Consider the following 20,137-nt stretch of genomic DNA (forward strand, 5'->3'; position numbering starts at 1 on the left):
CTATGACTATCTTTTATTCACTTTCCTGTATTGAGAAGGGGTCATCTTCATTTGGCGCTTGAATGCTCGTGTGAAATGTGCGGAATCTGAATACCCCATCTTGCCCGCAATCTCAGTAAGCGAAAGATCGGAATGGCAAATTAACTCAATGATCTGCTCAAACACCATTTCCTCAATAATATCGCTATAGACCGCGCCTTCTTTCTCTAATCGCCGTTGCAGTGTACGAACATTCAACCCTAAGATATCAGCAGCCCACTTAATCGATAATTTCCCCATCGATAAGTAAGGCTTGATCGCGACTTTAAACACCGACAAAAAAGTATCTTCCGTCGCATCGGGTAAATGACGACGCGTTGGCGAGATGTGGCGAGGAAGGGACAGTGGACCAAGCATCAACGCATCAGGGATTGCGACTGCCATCACTGCTCTGGCGGTATACAGCTGTTTATTTTTCAATGGTGAGAAGGCTTGAAAGAGTTCGGCATTATAAGATTGCAAGGCAACCTCTGTGGCTTGCCATTTACCAGCCGTTAAAACAGTTAATAACTCATGGATAAAAATGACCGAGAACATCTCAGCATATTGAAACCACAAATCGTCGCTAAATGGCTTTTCTCTTACGATCCACCACTTACCACGCCTTAGCTCCGTTTTCACCTGACTCCCCGTCGATGTTTGCTGTAGTAGCTCACAGCATTCATCCAACGCAGATTTTAAATTGGTTGTTTGGGTCAAATTTTGAATCAAACGTGGAATATACACATCATGGCAAACACTCCACACTAATAAGCCAAACTGATCGGGGGTTGTCTGGCTACCTAAAATTTGAATCAGATTTTTTAGTGCTTTTTCAGGTAAATAGTCATATTTTTTTTCTGTATCATGCAGGTCATTAGGAATTCTGGATTCACGAAACAATGCATACATATCATGATCTAAGGTTTTAAATAGCTCTGAAAAAAAAGCTACGTCCTTACGATGCACCAAGGCTATCTCACGGTTATCCACTGTCATATCAACCTCTATATCTGCCTCATAAGATAAAAACAGCATTGTCACCAAATGGCAAGAATTTCCAACCTCGACGGGTAATATGGCATAACACTTAGTCATCGAGGTATATCATTATGTCGCACCAATTCAACCAGTATAAATCACCGCTACAGCAGTCGTTTAAGCATGCCGTTTCGTACATTGAGTCACTGCCTGATCGTAAGATTGATCATGCACCGACATCTCAAGAGCTACGTCAAACGCTTGCCGGTCCCTTACCTCTTCATCCCAGCGACCCAGCCGCTGTTATCGATGAAATGGTTAAAAATGTTGATGCTGGATTAATTGCATCGGGTGGCCCTCGTTTCTTTGGGTATGCGATAGGCGGTGCTTTCCCTGCCTCGTTAGCCGCTGATTGGATGGTGAGTGCTTGGGATCAAAACGTGCCATATTTTGTCTCCAGCCCTGCCATGGCTGTAGTTGAAGAAACCGCTGCAGAATGGATGGTTGAACTGCTTGGCTTAACAAAAGGCTCGGCTGTCGGCTTTACTTCTGGCGCACAAGAAGCAATCTACACCTCGCTGATCACAGCAAGAAATACCTTATTACAACGTGAAGGCTGGGATGTTGCAGCACGTGGCATGTATGGCGCCCCCCGTATTCAAGTGGTTATTAGTGATCAGATTCACTCTACAATTAAGCGCGCCTTATCCATGATAGGGATAGGTTTAGAGGACATCGTTAAAGTACCAACAGATGACAACCTAAGGTTGATCCCCGAAGCACTAGAACAAGTGATGAAGCAAATTGAAGGACCAACCTTGGTATGTGCACAAGCAGGCTGTATTGACTCAGGTGCATTTGACCCCTTTGATCAGATTGCCGATTGCGTAGAAGCACATAGTAATGCATGGCTTCACGTTGATGGTGCTATCGGCTTATGGGCGGCGGCAAGTGATAAACAAAAACACCTGCTTAAAGGCATCGAGCGTGTCGATTCTATTGATACCGATGGCCATAAATGGTTCAACATGCCTTACGACTGCGGCATGGTGATTGTTAAAGATCCAAACACCATCACTACCGCGATGGGCGGAAATAATATGGGTGATTACCTGAATGATGCGATGGACAAACCCGATCGCAATGCCATCAACTTTGGTATTTCGGCATCACGCCGCGCACGTGGTGTTCCCGTGTACGCTGCATTTAAATCGCTAGGTAAAGCTGGCATCGTTGCTCACCTTGATAATTGCTCTGCCCTAGCAAAACTCATGGCTGAAAAGCTGGCAGCTGTAGAAGGAGTCACTATTCTTAACGAGGTGGTTTCAAATCGCTTTTCAGCACAATTTGGTTGTGGCGACGAAAGTTACCGTAATGAACTGACCGCACGTGTTGTTCACCGACTACAAAGTGAAGGCTATTTATACCCGTCAACTTCAGGTTATAAAGGGCTAAAAACCATGCTCATTTCCATTCTGAGTTGCCATACCAATGAAGAAGATGTCATCACATCAACCCAGAAGATCATTGAGGCGTACCACTACGAATTAGCCTTAATGGAAAATGAAAAAGATCAGGTTGAATGTATTAAATAATCACTAGTCACCCCATAAGAAAAGAGCGCGTAAAACTTAACGTTAACGCGTTCTTTTCTATATATAAGCTAACACTTCATTTCACTAAATATATAATAAAACACACGACATTCTGTTATCTCACCGTCTATCACCCACAGTTAAAAATGAGCAAGGTACCCCAGCAATAATCATTAAACACCACCACCTTTCATTATTACCCACCGAAAAACAAATAATCCACATAGGATTACAATCGCAATCCTATGTGGATTAATTAATATAAAAGTATTAACCACACAATAGAAAACGTTGTTTTTATAGCTAAATTTTGCTTTACTTCGCCGACCTGAATGTAATTTAGAATTGAAGAATATGAATATTTTAATGGCTTTATCGCAACGAGAAGTTACAGGGGCTGAAGTTTATGCAACAACAGTCGGCAATGAATTAACACAGCGTGGCCATCAAGTTTTTTATATCTCTGATACTCTAACAAAACCGCATCAAGGGTCATTTTTTAAATTACGTTTTAATAAACGCAGTATTCCACGACGTTTTTATCATGTCGGTTACCTGATTTACCTCATTAAAAAACACAATATTCAATTAGTTCATGCGCACTCTCGAGCATCGAGCTGGAGCTGTCATATTGCGTGTAAATTAACAGGAACCCCTATGGTGACAACTGTGCATGGCCGCCAGCCCGTGCACGCATCGCGCAAAAAATTTCATGCAATGGGAAACAAAGCACTACCTGTTTGTAAAGCCATTGAAGAACAGTTAATGCAAGATCTTGGTGTCGCACAAGAGCAGTTAGTTGTTAGCCGTAACGGCATTGAAACTGAGCGCTTTCAAATTGTGCCTCCGCCTCAAAATGCGCGCCCTGTCATTACTATCATAGGCCGACTCACAGGGCCTAAAGGGGAATTGTGTTATCGCTTACTTGATACATGTTTAGATTTAACCAAATACGATGTTCGCGTTGTATCGGGATCGAAAGTAGAACCTCGTTTTGATAAATTCACCGACAAAGTGACATTTACGGGTTATACCCAAGATGTACCTAAAATGCTCAGCGAAGCCGATTTAGTGATTGGGGCAGGTCGTGTTGCCATTGAATCACTTATGTGTGGCAGACCAACGTTAGCAATAGGCGAAGCAAGCTGCATTGGTATTGTTACGTCAGACAACGTCCAACAAGCGATGGCAAACAACTTTGGTGATATTGGCCCAACCGATCTCGATATTAACTTTGACGCCATTGCCAATGAAGTTGAATTAGGCTTGCAACAAAAAAGCTGTGAAATCGCTGTCACTGACATGGTCAAAGCCAGCTATGACCTTTCTTCTGTTGTTGATCATATCGAGCAAATTTACCAAGACGTTTACATTGATAAGCTCCGCCGTGAAATGCCTGTGATTATGTATCATCGCTTTATACAAGATGATACCGAAAAAGGGGTTCACTCAACTTACATGCATATAAAAATGTTTGAGAAACACCTTAAACTATTAAAACGCATGGGATTTGAGTCACTCACCTTTGAAGATTTAGCCAAAGATAATGTCATTCGCCGATTAGATCCGGGCAAGCGCCACATCATGATCACCGTCGATGATGGCTATGCAGATAACTACCATTTAATGTTGCCCTTATTGAAAAAATACGGCTTCAAAGCAGTCGTTTATGTGGTAACTGGTGAGAGCTTTAACCGCTGGGATGTTGAGAATCCAGAGAACCCTGAAAATAAAGTTAATCTGATGTCGGCAGAGCAAGTTAAAGCCCTCGCAGAGTCTGGTGTCATTGAGATTGCAGGGCATACCATGACTCACCCTAAGTTGGACTCGCTTTCGCGCGATCAACAATATGATGAGATCACTCAAAATAAACAGCAACTTGAAGAGTTGATTGGTAAACCTTTAACCTCTTTTGCTTATCCATTTGGCCTTTGTAACCAAGATACAAAAGAAATAGTTAGAGATAATGGCTATCAATTTGCTGTCGCAACCAACTCTGGCCCACTCCATTTCCATCAGGACCCTTACGAGATCCGCCGAATTGGCATTTTCCCTCGAACGGATGTCTTTGGGCTATGGCGCAAGGTGCGTGGAAACTATTTATTTAGAAAAATAAAAGCCTAATCGCATAACCAAATAGACTAAGCTGCTGTTTATCAGTAGCTTAGTTTGCTTTCCACGCATACCAACAAACTTTCAAGTACTCATAGAACGATGGCTAATCAGTAATACATCGATACCTGATACGCTAAATCAGTTAAACTAGTGAAAACTTTCCACCAGTTCCGATTATGAGCCAAGCCACTACTCCAGCAAATACCATCCAGCAAACCATCGCTAGTTTTACGTCTATCGAACAAGCGCTCGAGTATTTTGATATCGGTTTTGATAGCCGCTTTATTGATGCCAACCGCATCGAATTAACCAAGCGTTTCAACGGCTACTTATTACTCTCTAAACCCGACGATTGGTTCTCTGGTCGACGCGCCCTAAAAAATGCTTACTGTAAGGTGCAACGAAGCAAGCTAGACCGCCATACACGCTCAGCCTGTCGCGGCTGTACTTCGTGCCAACGACGCTAAGCTTAACTTTCATACCGCGATTTTATTTTCTATATCAAATGAAAATATTTACACACGGAAGTGAAATCGATTTCTTTTATAAAAAGCAATACATTAAAACATCCATTTTGACACCACATTTCCCCCTATATTCCTTACCTGCTGATAATGCAATTTAGAGTATTAAGTCTTTCACACTTTAGTTGCTTTTATTTGCTTTATTTTTATTATTATCATCTAATAAATAAGCAATTAATATCACTAAAATCAATTGCATTTTTATCCAATCATTTACTTAAAATCGGCACTCTATAAATTTAATTGCACTTTAATTTATGCATTTAATTCCTCTAGCACTTAAATGCTCAATATTTATAATGCTGACGTTAAATTACTGACACTGAATAAATCTGCAACGAGTAATAATCAACGGATGACGTATGAAAAAACTCCTCGCAATTAATCTCTGCTTACTTTCATCAGTAGCTTTTGCTTCTCCTTCAACCATCACAAACAGTGCTCCAGGTGGGTATTACATTGAGGCACAGGGATTATCCGGTGAAGCACTCAAAGACATGCTTGGCATTATTGCAGCACGCGGACAACATCAGCTAAGCTATGGTCAAGTTTGGTCAGCATTAAAAGATACCAACGAAGATCCAAATAACAGCAACAATGTCATTTTGTATTATAGCGGTCGATCACAATCAAAAGATTTCAATTCATCAACAACCAATAATCAAGATGCGTGGAACCGTGAACACATTTGGCCAAAATCATTTGGCTTTAAGCGTAAAAATCAATGGGGATATACTGATATCCACCACTTACAACCGACCGATGCCAAAATAAACTCGATTAGATCAAACAAAGACTTCGGCTATGGTGGCCAACCTATTGCTAAATCCCCCTTTAATAAAACCACTACAACCACTTTTGAACCAAGAGATGCAGTAAAAGGGGATACCGCCCGCTCCATCTTTTATATGGCTGTTCGCTACCAAGGTGACGATGCCAACATGCCAGATCTCTATATCGTCGATGATACATCCAGCACCTCGGGTCAACCTAAAATAGGTAAACTCTGTACCCTGCTTCAATGGCACAATGCCGATCCTGTCGATGACTGGGAGCAACAACGTCACGAGAAAGTCGTGAAGTGGCAAGGCAACCGCAACCCATTTATCGATAATCCAACCTGGGTAAATGCTATCTACGACAGTAAGTGTCAATAAGCCTCAAAGCGAGTTAGCCAAGCTGGCTAACTCGTACTCACCTGTTAGATTTAACCAACTATCACGCCTGCCTCAGCCATTGTTACACATAGAAAAATTAAAATATCAAAAGGAGTTGAATCCATATTTTTAAAGTTGTATTTTATTTGCAACTTTAAAAATATAAAGGCTCAACACCATGTCAGATTTTGAATTAAAGCACAAAAACGCCTGCAAGCTCTCTGAGCATATCGCATATAAAATCACGCAATTTCTCAAGTTTATGCTCAACATTTTCTATGGCACTAAATACGCCAAACGCGCGGTGATTTTAGAAACAATTGCCGCTGTACCGGGCATGGTTGCAGGCATGTTTAACCATCTAAAAGCCCTGCGCAGAATGAAAGATGATGAAGGCTGGATCCGTGAGTTATTGAGTGAAGCCGAGAACGAGCGGATGCACTTAATGATCTTTTTAGATATCGCCAAACCTAGCTGGGTTGAACGCGCGCTGGTTCTTCTCGGGCAAGCTGTATTCATTGTGGTTTATAGCTTCATTTATCTACTTTCTTCTAAAGTCGCCCATCGCGTAGTGGGGTATTTCGAAGAAGAAGCCTGTAAAAGTTATACCGAGTACTTAGCCAAAATTGATTCGGGTGAAGTCGATAATGTTCCAGCGCCTCAAATCGCCATTGATTACTACCAACTGCCACAAGATGCCTTACTGCGCGATGTGATCTTACAGATCCGCGAAGACGAAGCGAAACACAGGGATCGTAATCATTCTTTTGCCGATGCTTATGAGAATAACGATTTACCCGCTCATCAACATTAATGCCTCTCTTGTCACTTTGGCAAACAACAGCTCAATGCCGAAGTGACATCCCCTGCACACTGTGAAATATAACGATTACTTACGAAAAGTAACAAGGATCAGTGGTGCAATAACGTCAGCCAAAAATAGGATATACCATGAAAAAAATAGCTCTTGTAACTGGTGCTAACTCAGGTATGGGGTTTGCGACAACGCGATTACTGTCTGAGAGCGGCTACATTGTGTATGCTGGAGTACGTAGATCAGAAGCTGCTACATTGATGAATGAAACGGCCAGCGCTCTGAACCTTCCTATCTTTCCCGTTCATCTCGATGTTACTGACAATGAGAGCATCAAACTTGCTATTAACACGATCGCCCGCAAGGAAGGTCAACTTGATGTGCTAGTCAATAACGCAGGCTATGGCCTAGTCGCCAGTGTTGAAGAGGGAACCGATGAGGAGTTTATCAACCAATTTGATGTGAACGTATTTGGTGTGTTGCGTACTTGCCGTGAAGTTATTCCTATGATGCGCCAACAAAACGCAGGTACCATCATAAATATCAGTTCATTTTTAGGTAAAATGGGGCTGCCACTTCTGACTCACTATAATGCCACTAAATATGCAGTCGAAGGTATCACAGACTCACTTCGCTACGAGTTACACCCTTTCAATATCAAAGTCCACACAGTCGCTCCTGGATTATTTAAAACAGGGTTTGTTAAGCACGGTCTTAGCGCTAATAGCGCAACCCTTGCTGAATCGTCACCTTATGCGTCGCAAGCGAGTACCTTACTCCCAATTGTAAGTGACAAGGTTAATAACGGCCCTACCCCCGATGCAGTCGCACAATCTGTGTTAGAGGTTCTATTAGATCAAAACGCTCCAGCTCGAACGCCTGCTGGTGATGATTCAACGTTCTTCAGTAACCTTGCTGACAGCCTATCTCAAGAAGCTTTTGAAGCCAGTGTACGAGAGCAACTTGGACTATAACTTAGTACCTAAATACTGGCATAGAGACTGATATAGAAACTACTATAGATACTTAAAAAATTAGCTATCTATGAAAATAAAGCCTTGGTGCATGACCAAGGCTTTCATTCAATGTAAAACAGATTACGAGGCTCACTTACCACTCGTTGTTATTCGGTCGTATCCAAAATAAAAGCAAACTCATTCAAGAATGCGTCTATATCCTGACGATCCAATTCACTTAAAGGGTAATCCGGCTTTCGGCAATAGTTAGTCGCAATAATACCGCGCCTGACCAGTATTTCCTTTTCTACTGCGATGATGTACTCACAGTGGGTCATCCATTTGCTGATATATCGAAACAGCAGGGTATGCAGTGCCTGTGCTTTTTGCTTCTCTCCATCCTGCCATAACTGATATATCGCATTGTAGATCTCAGTGAAAGAGCAGCCCGGCATCACCCCCTTTCCTCCCACTTCAAGCATATCCAGCATATATAAGCCGGCGTAACCGTTCATGATCACCGCATCGGGCAATAACGTAAGCAGCTGCTGAGCATATTCCACCGGCGGGTTACACTCAATTTTAAACACCGCATTAGGATAATTATCGGTGATGGCTTTCATGTCTTGCGGTGTGATCGGAATCCCCGTTTCTGTTGGCGCGTATTGGATCAAGACTGGAATATCAACCGCACTCAGCACACGTTGAATATGATAAATAATATGCTCGTTACTTGGGTTCAAGAAAAACGGTGGCAATAGCATTAAGCTATCAAAGCCTTGTTGTTGATATTCTTTGGCTTGTTGCACCGCTAGTTCAGTGGCGTGTTCTGTAATTGAGACACAACTAAACACCTGAGATTCAGATGTCAGCGCCTGAAACCAGCCCGCAAGCATCCGCTTCTCATCTTGGTTGAGCTTATAAAACTCACTCGCAATCCCAAATAAAGTTAAGCCATGACATCCAGTGCGGATCAAGTGCGCGACCAATTGTTTAAAGCTTTCTATATCAACAGCGCCATTATCAGCAAATGGCATCGCAACGATCGGATTAACGCCAAAAATATCTGCTGGGATTAATTGGGACGCTTGTGCAGTACAAGACGCTATTAAGGTATCTGTTTGTGAGCTAATCATTTCAAAATCGCTCCATGTGCTGCCGATGAAACACGATCCCGATACAAACGCAGGAAGCCTTTGGGCACTTCTTTATGTAGCCTTGTCCACGCCGCCCTTCGGGTTGCAATCGCTCCCTCATCTAACTCCAACGTGATTTCGCGTGTCGTGAGATCAATCGTTATATCATCACCATCTTGCACGACACCAATCAAGCCTCCTTCATAAGCTTCTGGCGAAATATGCCCGACAAACAGCCCACGATTCGAGCCCGAAAAACGACCGTCGGTGATCAAAGCACAACGTTCAGAAAGTCCCATCCCTTCCAACAGCTTCATGGGTTTATACATTTCAGGTAAACCTGCGCCACCTGTGGTGCCTTCATACCGAATGACAATGACAGATTTTTCTTTAATGGCTCCCTGCATAATGGCTTCAATCGCGGCTTGTTCAGAATCAAATACCACGGCTTTGCCAGTAAAATGAAACATGTCTTTGGGCACGGCTGCTGGTTTGGCGACGGAACCCCAAGGCGACAAGTTGCCTTTCAATACCCCCACCCCCGATTCCAACATAAAAGGATCATCAATCGGACGGATCAACGCACGGTTGTCAGTCGTGGCCACAGCAGACAGACAGTCTCGCTTGGTACCTGCAACGGTTAATGCATCGAGTTCTAATAATGGCGCAAGCTCTTTTTCGACCGCAGCCACGCCACCAGCTTCAAAGAAATCAACCATGTCGTATTCAGAAGCTGGGTAGATTGACGCGAGCAAAGGCACCTTACGGCTCATTTGATCAAACACATCTAAATCTAGCTCACCTAAGCCCGCTTCATAGTGGATCGCTTGTAAGTGAATAATGGCATTAGTCGAACCGCCCGTGGCTAACAAGGTGCAAATGGCATTATGGATCCCTTGCTTGGTAATAATTTTTCGCGCGGTTAACCCCTCTTCCAGCATGCCAACAATGCGTTTCCCGCTCTGGTAGCCCACTTGTAAGCGTTGTGGGTGAATAGCTGGAATAGTGGCGGTTTGCGGCAAGGTCATACCCAGAGATTCCGACAAACAGCACATGGTATTCGCTGTGCCATACATGGTGCAGGATCCAATAGTTGGCTCGGCCAGATCTTCAATTTTTCGAAACTCTTGCTCGTCGATCTGCCCTTTATTTTTCCAGCCAATCGCTTCGGTAACGATATTGCCATCCCAATGCTTACCTGCATACTCTGCAGGGTACATAGGCCCACCATTAACCAAAATGGCGGGAATATCCAACCTTGCAGCTGCCATTAGCATGGCTGGAACAATTTTGTCGCACGAGCCAAGCAACACCATAGCATCAAAGTTATGCGCTCTGACCATAACCTCGATCGAAGCGGTGATCACCTCTCGCCCCGCTAAGATATAGCGCATCCCTATGTGCCCTTCAGCAATGCCATCACAGGGGGCAATCGTACCAAACGTCATAGCGGTTCCCCCCGCCTCTTCAATCCCTCGGATCACTTCGGCACCAACAACATCAAGATTCGCATGCCCAGCCGTGGCATTGGTGTAGCTATTCACTACCGCAATAATGGGCTGTCGTAAGGCACTGTCACTGTGCCCCATTGATTTATACAAAGCGCGTTTTAACGCACCATCATCGTCTTTCAGTATTTCATTGTGGTGAGGCACACACGCCCCTCCGCCACATGAACCGCACGAGCCACAATTACTCATAGTTACCACTCCGCAAACGAACCGTCTTTATTAGTCCAGTGGGGGTTACGCCATTTCGGTTGCGTCAACGCTTTATCGTGTTGAGCTCGCATGAAATCTTCGTCGATTTCAATGCCAAGCCCTGCCCCTTCAAGGTTCAAACAGTAACCATGGTCAAAATCAAAAACGTCTTTGTTCTTGATATAATCCAGTACGTCATTACCTTTGTTGTAATGAATACCAATACTTTGCTCTTGAATGATGGCGTTCTGACAAGTGGTATCAATGTGCACAGAAGAGGCCAACGCAATCGCGCCTAAAGGACAGTGTGGCGCCAAGGCCACATCGTAAGTTTCAGCCATAGAAGCAATCTTCTTGAGCTCCGTCAGTCCACCGCAATGGCACACATCAGGCTGAATAATATCAACACCACCATGTTCGAGTAGTTTTTTGAACTCCCAGCGCGAATGAAGGCGTTCGCCTGTCGCAATCGGGATTGCACCGTATTGTGCAATTTCATGGATACAGTCAAAGTGCTCAGCCAGTACCGGTTCTTCCACAAACATAGGGCGCATCGGCTCTAGTTCTTTCATCATGATTTTTGCCATGGCCTTATGCACTCGACCATGAAAATCAATCCCGATACCAAAATCATTACCCATGGCATCGCGTAAGCCTTGAACACGATCCAGCAAGGCATCAACTTTGCTAAAATCATCAATAAAATTCAGCTCTTCAGTGCCGTTCATCTTAATCGCGTTAAAACCTAATTCTTTACGCTCCTTTGCCATACGAACGACATCATCTGGCCTATCGCCACCTATCCATGAATAAGTTTGTATTTTGTCACGGCATTTTCCTCCTAGCAGCTGGTAGGCAGGTACATCTAATGCTTTACCTTTGATATCCCACAGGGCTTGATCTATGCCTGATAACGCACTCATCATCACTGGACCGCCGCGGTAAAACGTCGAGCGATATAAATAGTTCCAATGCAATTCAATATCACGCGGGTCTTTCCCTATCAGGTATTCCATCAACTCATCGACACAGGTATGTACCGTATGAGTGCGCCCTTCTAAGCTCGGTTCCCCCCACCCAACAATGCCTTCATCTGTGATGATTTTCAGAAAGCCCCAGCGTGGAGCAACAATGAATTTTTCGTAGCCAATAATCTTCATAATTCAGCCTTACTTAAATAGATCGGGTAGGAAAGTAATAACGCCAGGCATAAACACCAATGCTATTTGCACAAGCAACATACTGATTAAAAATGGAATAACAGCACGAGTTAGCTGAACCATTGACGAGCCGGTGATCCCTTTAGCAACAAATAAATTCACCCCGACAGGTGGCGTAATCAATGCCAGCTCAGTACCCACAATCAGGATGATGCCGAAGTGGAATGGACTCACACCAAGCTCGACCAAAATAGGTAAGAACAAGGGGGTATAAATTAAGATTTGAGCAGCTGTTTCGATAAACAGACCGGTAAACATGATTAAGGCAACAAAGATCAACAGAATCAGTGTAGGGCTATCAGTAAATTGTAAAATCGCCTCACCGATCATTTGCGGGATCATACTGATCGTTAAATAACGCGCAAAAGCAGTCGCAAAGCCAAGGATAATAATGACACAGCCCGTGGTTAACGCTGCCCGTGAAACTGTTGGTATTAAATCTTTAAAGGTCATTTCTTTATGAATAAAGAAACTGACTATCAAGGTGTAAATAACCGTAATACACGCGGCTTCTGTGGCAGTGAAAATACCAGAGTAAATGCCCCCCAAGATGATGACAGGGGTCAGTAGTGCCCATTTAGCTTCAAGAAAAGTTTCTTTTACTTTTGAAAGTGAAAAATCTTCATCTTGGCCTTTATAACCACGCCTCTTAGCAATGATGTAAACTGCTAAAATCAAACCAAAACCAATCATGCCGCCCGGAATAAATCCCGCCAAGAACATATCGCCAATCGAAATTTCAGCAGTGACCGCATAGATGATCATCGGAATCGACGGTGGAATAAGGATCCCAAGCGAACCCGCAGATGCGGTTAGCGCCCCCGCGAAGTGGCGGTTATACCCCTTTTCTATCATCGAAGGCACCATCATGGAGCCAATCGCGGCAACCGTAGCGGGTGATGAACCAGAGATAGCAGCAAAGAACATGCATGCCACGACAGTGACAATACCAAGTCCACCAGCCGTTCGCCCAACTAAACTGGCAGCAAAGTTAACGATTCGCTTAGAAAGGCCACCTTTCTCCATCACAAAACCAGCCATAATAAACATTGGAATGGCAAGGTATGTAAATGAATCCAGCGAAGTAAAAGCAATTTGAGCAATAAACGAAATTGGAATATCTGCCAGCATTAAGGCAAAGGCGGTACACATACCAATACTAATGGCTATGGGCATACCAACGGCAAGTAATACAACAAAGACAAACATTGTCATTAGAAACACGTCCATTATTTGTCTCCTCGCTCATCTTTAATTTTTTGTAAGGCTTCTTCTGCTTCACTTGGCGCATATTCTTGTTCGAGTTTACCTGTGACTCTTCGATATACTCGCTGAACTAATCTCAATGCGATTAAATAAAAGGTGAATGGAATAATTGCGTATACCCAACCAGCTTGCCATTCTAATGCTGGTGTTGTTTGTTCGATAGCTAATGCATCTACCGACAATTCCAAACCATAATAACCAACCCAACCCATAAAACCGGCAAAAGATAAATCAATAATAGAATCTAATACTTTTTTATTTTTGCCTTTTACAAAACCATCAATGACTTCAACTCGAACATGCGCTCCGCGAACAACGGCTAAACTTGCCGAAAAATAAACTAACGCAATAAACACATAACGGGATAACTCTTCAGTCCAAGACAGAGAAAAATTAAAAACAAATCTAAATAATATTTGCAAAAAGCACAGAATAATTAGAGCAATAAAAAGAAACGTACTTATGTACTCTTCAATATTGTCTAAGAATGAAGTTTTCTTATCATTCATAACAGCACCATATTTTAATTATAGGGCTGCATTGCACAGCCCTTTCGCGATAATTTACTGTAACTTAGTGACTTCTTCTGTCAGCTTTTTATATAAATCAGGGTTAATTCTATCGGCGTATTTTTGAACAACAGGTGCGACTTTCTCATGCATCTCTGCTTTTACTTCTGGTGAAAGAGGCGTGTAAATCAAACCAGCATCGATCATACCTTGCAACGACTTCTCATCTTGCGCTTTAACCGACACACGCATGTGATCAATGGCTACACGGGCTGCTTGTTGCATGGTGGCTTGCTCATCAGCAGTAAGACCATCGTAGAACTTTTTGCCAACGACAAAGACAACCCAAGAATACACATGCCCAGTATCAGACACATACTTTTGAACTTCGTATAAACGCTGCGAGTAGATATTGGTATACGGGTTTTCCTGGCCATCTACCACACCTTGTTGCAGTGATGAGAATAGTTCAGAAAAAGCCATAGGGGTTGGGTTAGCGCCAAGCGAACGGAAAGCATCGAGGTGCGCTTTATTCTGCATAGTACGCAGTTTTAAGCCATCCATATCTGCAATCGTTTTAATTGGGCGAACATTGTTAGTAACGTGACGGAAACCGAAGTTACCGTAACCTAACCCTACATAACCGGCTTTTTCTAGCTTAGAGGATAATTCCTGTCCCCATTCGCCATCAACAACTTGGTTTGCTACATCGTCATTAGGAAAGATAAAAGGCAAGGTTAATATATTGAAATCTTTCACAATATTACCAAGTACAGCCGGTGATGGTAAATTCATTTGAACCGCATTAAATTTAATTTGCTCTAATGCTTCTTGGTCATTACCTAACTGATTACTCGGGTAAATAGTTACTGAAATATCAGTATTATCTTCTACGTATTTCTCAAACTTTTGCATTGCTGCAAATTCAAAGTGAGATTCAGGTACCCCAATACCAATACGCATAGATTTTCCCTGAACATGTAATGACATTGCCATTAGGGGTACAGCAGCTAGAGCAGCAATTTTACTTAGTTTCATAAGATACCTTTTGCTTTTCGTATATTAAATGGACATCCAACTGTCACGATACGCCTTCGCGCGTACGCTTAGCTCTGAGGGCTTTATGCCCTTCTTATACAAGCCAGACCCCAAGCCAAAGCCGTCTACGCCAACATCAACGTAAGACTTCATTTGCTCGACATCTGCCTCTATACCGCCAGTAGGGCAGCAAATCATTTCAGGAGGTAACACTGATTTGATTGCCTTCACCCCTACAGGCTGAATAAGTTCTGCCGGGAAAAACTTCAATGCAGTAACTCCACAATCTACAGCGGTAAACGCTTCTGTTGCGGTTTGTACACCAGAGAACACCACACAATGATGAGCACGAGCTGCACGAATCACTTCTGGGTTCATATTCGGTGTCACAATTAATCGCGCTCCCACTTCAAGCACTGGCATTAATTTATCAATATTAGTCACAGTGCCTGCACCAATAATGGCTTGCTCACCATAAGTATCTACGAGCATTTTTATACTTAACACTGCGTCAGGGGAATTTAATGGCACTTCAATAAATCTAAATCCGTTATCAATTAAGACATTAGCAATATCCAAAACTTCACTTGGTTCAACACCGCGTAATATTGCTATTAATGGTAATTCTTTAAACCATACATTATTTCTTAACTCTTCAGTATTCATTGATTTCGCCCTTGCTATAGATTTTTGTCATGCCTTTCAAAAAGCATTCATCACCATCAATAACATCAAACTCGATATTAAGGTGTTCTAATGCCAACGCATAATTGGATGCTAACTTTTGTGAACCGACTAAATATAACTTATTCAACCTGTTTGATAATATAAACTCATGCCCAATAAGTAGCCCAGATATATAAGCATGTATATTAGAATCCTGGACACCCTCAAATAGCTTGAAAGTTCTGGCACTAAATAACACATGATTCAGTGGGTGTTTATTACCAATTTCGACCCCTTTAATAAATGCGTCTTTATTAAATTCCTGCTCAGGTAATGATTTTCCTAATATACTGTGGTTAACCAAAAGAGAATACAATTCCCCCGTCATTACCGTTGAGTAATTTTCTATTTTCCCATCACACCAATAAGCATTTTTGCTATGAGTACCAAATAGAATAGCGTTGAAGTCACACTTTATTATTTCGCCTAAGCCAATAAGTTGTATTTCTTCCCCTCGCATGACTTCAGGGTTACCAAACGCATTAACACAACGAACACCAGAGACTATTTTTGCTTTGTTACCAGAAAGAAGATCCACACTGTGTATGTGATTCGCTAAATCTTGTGCAGATGCTGGCGCATGGACGTAAGGCACTTCCCGCCAGCCTTGCTGCGATCCGACCATACCGGCCATTATCACGGGTAAATGGCCATATATGCCGTTCCACCGACTGATTAACTCATCAAACACTTGGGGGAACTGATCTTGCGCGACAGATAACAGTCCCTTTGCTTGTTGGATTTTATCTAGACACTCCCCCGTATCGGACATTAGAAACGCCCTAAAATTTGTCGTTCCCCAATCTACTGCAATCCAACTCGCTTTCATCCCGCCTCCATGTGTTACTATGATTGCAATCTTGTAATACAAGGTGTTCCATGTAGAGGAGAACACCTTGCAGTGCTCAAATGCATTAGTGTGGTTGTGACACTAACGTATTAAATCAGTACCTTTCATGGTTTTAACCGTTTTAGCTATGGCCCCCATGATAATTTCACGCATCTTTTCTCTGGCATCTTCAGGCTTACGCATTCTCACCGCGTCCATCACATAATAGTGATCATCCAGCGCGGGTTTACTGAGCAGTACATCTTTCTCTAAGGTACGGGAAAATGACACTTCCATGGTCGTTGTTAAGGCATCACCTAGAGAAATCAAAAACGGATTCTTTGTCGCCAGCAAAAGCTGCTTATGAAACTCAATATCACCCGTATTAATCTGCACTCTGTCATTATGTTCCAGCCCTGCGGCCATCATATTGTAGCTTCGCTCAAGCGCGGCAAGGTTGTCCCCAGTTGCATTTAAAGCTGCCAGTGCCGCGGCGTTGGGTTCCACCATCAAACGCACTTCAAGTAAGTGCGGGATAAACGTATCGGATGCTTTATATTCCGTTACCCAACGTAGCACATCATGATCCAACCAATTCCACTGATCAGGCGTATTTGCAATGCTGCCCACTTTTGGCGTTATGGTTATTAGGCCTTTGCTAGCTAATGTCTGCAAAGCACTCCGTACTGATGTTCTTGAAACACCTAATGAGAGAGCGAGTTCATTTTCACCTTTTAAATATGCACCAGCAGGTGTTCGCTCTTTTAAAATGTCACAGACAATCTGATTTATCGCTAAGGTTGATTTCGACTTTGTCATTCTTGTATTCATTCACCTCTATCTTGTAATACATGGTAGAACGAAAATTAACCAGCTTCTGTGATCTATCTTCAGCTTCATAAATACAACAAAAAATTAACCTACAAGCTTATCATTTAATCAAACCAGCCAGTTTGCAATCAAACACCATGACGACACATTATGTCGCTTCGGTGGTTAATATAGCACTTGTTCGCAACGCATCAGGGGGAAGTCATGCAGGCTGTGGATATAGAGAAAAAGCAAGGGCATTCATCAACAGTGCGAAAGGCAAAGCCATCATGAAGCGCTGTGGTTTTCAATCATGGGGGCAGCATGAAAAAAACGCCACCAATAAAGATAAACAAAAGCGTAAACGTACACTGGCTAAAAAAGCGAAACGGAAATAAGGGCTCAACATGACAGCATTAACTATATCAACCACCGAACTTGGCTATGACTTTGATATCGAATTAAGCAGTTGGCATGACAAGCTTTGTGGCTATCGCGTGTTCCCAAATAAAAAAACACCGTTAGACGGTGGCTTAGGAATTGGCTTTAATTTTGTGGCGCAATATGACCTTGATGGTGCATGGCTTTCACAAATCCCACAGCATTATTTAACGATCACCGACCCCTTTCCTGAATACCAATATCAATTACTGTGGTTAGCCGCCAATTCAACGGCTGCAGCGCAAATATTAGAAAGCCGCCCTCTTATCTTAGTCTTGGTATGCCATCGCTTTCGCGTGGATAATGAGAGTGCACTGCGATTGTGTCAATTAGGGCAACGCTGCATCCTACAAGCGTTAGGGTTTGATGGGCGAAAAGCATCGCTTAAATTTTTAGATCGCCTGAATATCAACTTCTCTCAAGGTAACGAGCTAGAACACATCATTCGTTTACTTAATGCCAAAGAACAGCGCTACCTAAAATTTAAACATTACGCATCAATTGAGTACAACAATCTGGTGCTCGACCAAATCCATCCCTTCCTTACCGGAAGTCGCTTAGGACTTGCCGTTGCCGATGAGCAGCGAGGTTACCGCACTTGTGGCTTAGCCACTTTTCAAGATGTATTAATGCTCGGGCGCGATCTTGGCATTCATGACCCGATAGCTCATATTGTTCGACAGCCATCATTAGCTGCGTTAGAGCAACTGCATGACAATTGGACAGATCAGCGCAATCAACGAATTTATAGTAAGCGATTAAGACCCATAGATCATGAAGTGCTCTACGATCTACCACTCAAAGGAACAAGTCACATTATTCCCATCAAAGACTATGCAGCGTTAGTCGAAGAAGGGCAAAAGCAGCGCCATTGTATTTCGGTCTATCACAGCCGCATTACCTCTGGACAATATTGCGCATTTCGTATGCTGCACCCTGAACGCCTCACCATAGGGATACGCCGCCTTCCTCGGGGACATTTCCCATTTGAGATAGACCAAATATCAGGGGTTAAAAATGCCCTGCCATCGGAAGAAAGTCGACAGCTTGTTCACGCTTGGTTTAGCCACTGCCGTCAAAGTTGGTATTCAAAGAAAAACAGTGCATAAACCTTTCAGGTATGGCTGTTTATCTGCTTTCAGCGCGCAATCCCCATGAACGGCATATCAGTTCATGGGGATTGCTTTCTTTAAAATTAACAGATACCTACATCGACTTACACTTACTAAACATGACCGTATTCAAACCTTCAGATGCTTGCTTTACCGTGTCTGCACACATGGTTTCTGTAAAAGCGAGCGTATCGTTAAAGTTGTAGCCAATTTGCTCACGAGTATCATAATTGGTGAACAAGAAATCACCGTTATCATGGTTATAAACAAACTGGGTCCAGCTCGCGTAAGTTTCACCATTCACAGGGTCAATCAAGTCTTGTGGCACAAGGTTGCCCGCATTAAAAGTGCTCAATAATTTACCGCGCGTTTGTGCCCAGCTTTTGCCTTCTTCTAGTGTTATGTGACTGGTGTTAAACAAGCCGCGTAAGTTACGATCAAGCGATGAAATTGATGATGGAATGTCTTTCGCTGCTAAATCGGTTAAATCTACCTTTTCCACATACGCACGGTGTTCTTGCTGCAGCGGCGCGTTGGCCATGACACGAAGATCTGATTTGACATCACCACGGTGCATCACCATCTTGCCGCCCTTGTTCAATTGGAAAAGTGCAATGTTACCCGCTTTATCTTGAACCGAAATATGCAAACCGTGCTGCGTACCATGTAAACCATCGGCCCAAGCAATTTGGAATGCGTTGTCATTAAAAGCTGCGGCAACTTCATCAACGCTTGCATAGTTCTCAACCAGATAATCAATTACATTAAGAAAGCTAACCGCTGGTGCACCAGAGTCTTTATAGTCTTTGATAAATTGCTGTGAGTCATACATATAAAGTAATGATGCTGCTAAGCCTTTTTCATTGATGGCATCAGATGTGACACCATGGAAAACATCATATTCACGCTGTGCAACGCTGTGATATTTTGTTTCCCACTGCATGGTTTTCTCATAACTCGGTGTTTCTGCGCTCATTCGCTCAATACCGACAGGGTTGACTTGAGTTACATTGCCAAGTTGATCACCCCAATCAAGTGAACGCACTGTCGAGACACCGTGTGGCGTATCAAGTGTAATTCTCGAGCAAGCATGTGCCGTTGACGTTACAGTTGCAAATGCCGTCGCAGCAATAAAAATAGTGGCGAATTTATTCAGTTTGAAGTTTTTCATAACTTAACCCTCAACAGTA

The 20,137-nt window shown here is 43.0% G+C and carries 19 protein-coding genes; 8 read left to right on the forward strand and 11 right to left on the reverse strand.

Annotated elements, in window-relative coordinates:
* Positions 1-6: 6 nt before the first annotated feature.
* Entirely contained in the window at positions 7-1,017 is a 1,011-nt protein-coding gene (locus OCU77_RS22240) for a helix-turn-helix domain-containing protein (protein ID WP_239685827.1), read from the reverse strand.
* A 113-nt stretch (positions 1,018-1,130) separates the two neighbouring features.
* Here OCU77_RS22240 and OCU77_RS22245 point away from each other — a divergent pair, with 113 nt between their 5' ends.
* The 6 genes from OCU77_RS22245 (at position 1,131) to OCU77_RS22270 (ending at position 8,178) form a co-directional block, all read left to right on the forward strand.
* Positions 1,131-2,594, forward strand: coding sequence for a pyridoxal phosphate-dependent decarboxylase family protein (locus tag OCU77_RS22245; protein ID WP_048897477.1), 1,464 nt, complete (start codon positions 1,131-1,133; stop codon positions 2,592-2,594).
* Positions 2,595-2,948: 354 nt separating this feature from the next.
* Entirely contained in the window at positions 2,949-4,718 is a 1,770-nt protein-coding gene (locus tag OCU77_RS22250) for a polysaccharide deacetylase family protein (protein WP_107302582.1), read from the forward strand.
* A 167-nt stretch (positions 4,719-4,885) separates the two neighbouring features.
* Positions 4,886-5,176, forward strand: a complete 291-nt coding sequence (locus OCU77_RS22255; RefSeq protein WP_048897476.1) for a nitrogenase-stabilizing/protective protein NifW — start codon at positions 4,886-4,888, stop codon at positions 5,174-5,176.
* A gap of 419 nt (positions 5,177-5,595) precedes the next feature.
* Complete coding sequence (locus OCU77_RS22260) at positions 5,596-6,390, forward strand: endonuclease I family protein (protein WP_048897475.1); 795 nt, start codon at positions 5,596-5,598, stop codon at positions 6,388-6,390.
* Positions 6,391-6,568: 178 nt separating this feature from the next.
* On the forward strand, positions 6,569-7,204 hold the full coding sequence (locus tag OCU77_RS22265; protein ID WP_048897474.1) for an alternative oxidase: 636 nt from the start codon (positions 6,569-6,571) through the stop codon (positions 7,202-7,204).
* A gap of 137 nt (positions 7,205-7,341) precedes the next feature.
* A complete protein-coding gene (locus OCU77_RS22270) occupies positions 7,342-8,178 on the forward strand; it encodes an SDR family oxidoreductase (RefSeq protein ID WP_048897473.1) in 837 nt (278 codons plus the stop codon).
* Positions 8,179-8,327: 149 nt separating this feature from the next.
* On the opposite strand, the gene OCU77_RS22275 is transcribed toward OCU77_RS22270, so the two are convergent.
* The 9 genes from OCU77_RS22275 to OCU77_RS22315 all read right to left on the reverse strand — a co-directional run bounded on the left by OCU77_RS22275 (position 8,328) and on the right by OCU77_RS22315 (position 17,403).
* Positions 8,328-9,296, reverse strand: a complete 969-nt coding sequence (locus OCU77_RS22275) for a dihydrodipicolinate synthase family protein (RefSeq protein ID WP_084711696.1) — start codon at positions 9,294-9,296, stop codon at positions 8,328-8,330.
* Positions 9,293-10,996 (reverse strand): dihydroxy-acid dehydratase, encoded by a 1,704-nt coding sequence (gene ilvD, locus OCU77_RS22280; protein WP_048897472.1) that lies wholly within the window; start codon positions 10,994-10,996, stop codon positions 9,293-9,295. The genes OCU77_RS22275 and ilvD overlap by 4 nt, the downstream gene beginning before the upstream one ends.
* A 2-nt stretch (positions 10,997-10,998) precedes the next feature.
* Positions 10,999-12,156: a galactonate dehydratase gene (dgoD, locus tag OCU77_RS22285; RefSeq protein WP_107302581.1), complete on the reverse strand. Its 1,158-nt coding sequence runs from the start codon at positions 12,154-12,156 to the stop codon at positions 10,999-11,001.
* 9 nt (positions 12,157-12,165) lie between these two features.
* The gene (locus OCU77_RS22290) at positions 12,166-13,446 is read right to left on the reverse strand and encodes a TRAP transporter large permease (RefSeq protein WP_048897471.1); all 1,281 of its coding nucleotides are present in this window, start codon (positions 13,444-13,446) and stop codon (positions 12,166-12,168) included.
* On the reverse strand, positions 13,446-13,991 hold the full coding sequence (locus OCU77_RS22295; protein ID WP_048897470.1) for a TRAP transporter small permease: 546 nt from the start codon (positions 13,989-13,991) through the stop codon (positions 13,446-13,448). The genes OCU77_RS22290 and OCU77_RS22295 overlap by 1 nt, the downstream gene beginning before the upstream one ends.
* Before the next feature lie 54 nt (positions 13,992-14,045).
* Positions 14,046-15,029, reverse strand: a complete 984-nt coding sequence (locus OCU77_RS22300) for a TRAP transporter substrate-binding protein (protein ID WP_048897469.1) — start codon at positions 15,027-15,029, stop codon at positions 14,046-14,048.
* A gap of 24 nt (positions 15,030-15,053) precedes the next feature.
* A complete protein-coding gene (locus OCU77_RS22305) occupies positions 15,054-15,695 on the reverse strand; it encodes a 2-dehydro-3-deoxy-6-phosphogalactonate aldolase (RefSeq protein WP_107302580.1) in 642 nt (213 codons plus the stop codon).
* Positions 15,685-16,584, reverse strand: a complete 900-nt coding sequence (locus tag OCU77_RS22310) for a 2-dehydro-3-deoxygalactonokinase (RefSeq protein ID WP_048897468.1) — start codon at positions 16,582-16,584, stop codon at positions 15,685-15,687. The genes OCU77_RS22305 and OCU77_RS22310 overlap by 11 nt, the downstream gene beginning before the upstream one ends.
* 102 nt (positions 16,585-16,686) lie before the next feature.
* Positions 16,687-17,403: a FadR/GntR family transcriptional regulator gene (locus OCU77_RS22315; protein WP_084711695.1), complete on the reverse strand. Its 717-nt coding sequence runs from the start codon at positions 17,401-17,403 to the stop codon at positions 16,687-16,689.
* Between the two features lie 149 nt (positions 17,404-17,552).
* Between OCU77_RS22315 and OCU77_RS22320 the strand changes: the two genes are divergently transcribed.
* Both OCU77_RS22320 and OCU77_RS22325 read left to right on the forward strand, forming a co-directional pair.
* A complete protein-coding gene (locus OCU77_RS22320) occupies positions 17,553-17,792 on the forward strand; it encodes a hypothetical protein (RefSeq protein WP_146156697.1) in 240 nt (79 codons plus the stop codon).
* Positions 17,793-17,801: 9 nt separating this feature from the next.
* Entirely contained in the window at positions 17,802-18,944 is a 1,143-nt protein-coding gene (locus tag OCU77_RS22325; RefSeq protein ID WP_048897467.1) for a PcfJ domain-containing protein, read from the forward strand.
* A gap of 97 nt (positions 18,945-19,041) precedes the next feature.
* On the opposite strand, the gene OCU77_RS22330 is transcribed toward OCU77_RS22325, so the two are convergent.
* On the reverse strand, positions 19,042-20,118 hold the full coding sequence (locus OCU77_RS22330) for a linear amide C-N hydrolase (protein WP_048897466.1): 1,077 nt from the start codon (positions 20,116-20,118) through the stop codon (positions 19,042-19,044).
* Positions 20,119-20,137 lie beyond the last annotated feature (19 nt).

Origin of the sequence: Photobacterium swingsii, from assembly GCF_024346715.1 — a bacterium.
GTDB lineage: Bacteria > Pseudomonadota > Gammaproteobacteria > Enterobacterales > Vibrionaceae > Photobacterium > Photobacterium swingsii.

Excerpts from the sequence above, each read along its gene's own strand:
- OCU77_RS22240 (WP_239685827.1), bottom strand. The coding sequence starts at position 1,017 with ATGACAGTGGATAACCGTGAGATAGCCTTGGTGCATCGTAAGGACGTA.
- OCU77_RS22245 (WP_048897477.1), top strand. The coding sequence starts at position 1,131 with ATGTCGCACCAATTCAACCAGTATAAATCACCGCTACAGCAGTCGTTT.
- OCU77_RS22250 (WP_107302582.1), top strand. The coding sequence starts at position 2,949 with ATGAATATTTTAATGGCTTTATCGCAACGAGAAGTTACAGGGGCTGAA.
- OCU77_RS22255 (WP_048897476.1), top strand. The coding sequence starts at position 4,886 with ATGAGCCAAGCCACTACTCCAGCAAATACCATCCAGCAAACCATCGCT.
- OCU77_RS22260 (WP_048897475.1), top strand. The coding sequence starts at position 5,596 with ATGAAAAAACTCCTCGCAATTAATCTCTGCTTACTTTCATCAGTAGCT.
- OCU77_RS22265 (WP_048897474.1), top strand. The coding sequence starts at position 6,569 with ATGTCAGATTTTGAATTAAAGCACAAAAACGCCTGCAAGCTCTCTGAG.
- OCU77_RS22270 (WP_048897473.1), top strand. The coding sequence starts at position 7,342 with ATGAAAAAAATAGCTCTTGTAACTGGTGCTAACTCAGGTATGGGGTTT.
- OCU77_RS22275 (WP_084711696.1), bottom strand. The coding sequence starts at position 9,296 with ATGATTAGCTCACAAACAGATACCTTAATAGCGTCTTGTACTGCACAA.
- ilvD (WP_048897472.1), bottom strand. The coding sequence starts at position 10,996 with ATGAGTAATTGTGGCTCGTGCGGTTCATGTGGCGGAGGGGCGTGTGTG.
- dgoD (WP_107302581.1), bottom strand. The coding sequence starts at position 12,156 with ATGAAGATTATTGGCTACGAAAAATTCATTGTTGCTCCACGCTGGGGC.
- OCU77_RS22290 (WP_048897471.1), bottom strand. The coding sequence starts at position 13,446 with ATGGACGTGTTTCTAATGACAATGTTTGTCTTTGTTGTATTACTTGCC.
- OCU77_RS22295 (WP_048897470.1), bottom strand. The coding sequence starts at position 13,991 with ATGAATGATAAGAAAACTTCATTCTTAGACAATATTGAAGAGTACATA.
- OCU77_RS22300 (WP_048897469.1), bottom strand. The coding sequence starts at position 15,029 with ATGAAACTAAGTAAAATTGCTGCTCTAGCTGCTGTACCCCTAATGGCA.
- OCU77_RS22305 (WP_107302580.1), bottom strand. The coding sequence starts at position 15,695 with ATGAATACTGAAGAGTTAAGAAATAATGTATGGTTTAAAGAATTACCA.
- OCU77_RS22310 (WP_048897468.1), bottom strand. The coding sequence starts at position 16,584 with ATGAAAGCGAGTTGGATTGCAGTAGATTGGGGAACGACAAATTTTAGG.
- OCU77_RS22315 (WP_084711695.1), bottom strand. The coding sequence starts at position 17,403 with ATGACAAAGTCGAAATCAACCTTAGCGATAAATCAGATTGTCTGTGAC.
- OCU77_RS22320 (WP_146156697.1), top strand. The coding sequence starts at position 17,553 with ATGACGACACATTATGTCGCTTCGGTGGTTAATATAGCACTTGTTCGC.
- OCU77_RS22325 (WP_048897467.1), top strand. The coding sequence starts at position 17,802 with ATGACAGCATTAACTATATCAACCACCGAACTTGGCTATGACTTTGAT.
- OCU77_RS22330 (WP_048897466.1), bottom strand. The coding sequence starts at position 20,118 with ATGAAAAACTTCAAACTGAATAAATTCGCCACTATTTTTATTGCTGCG.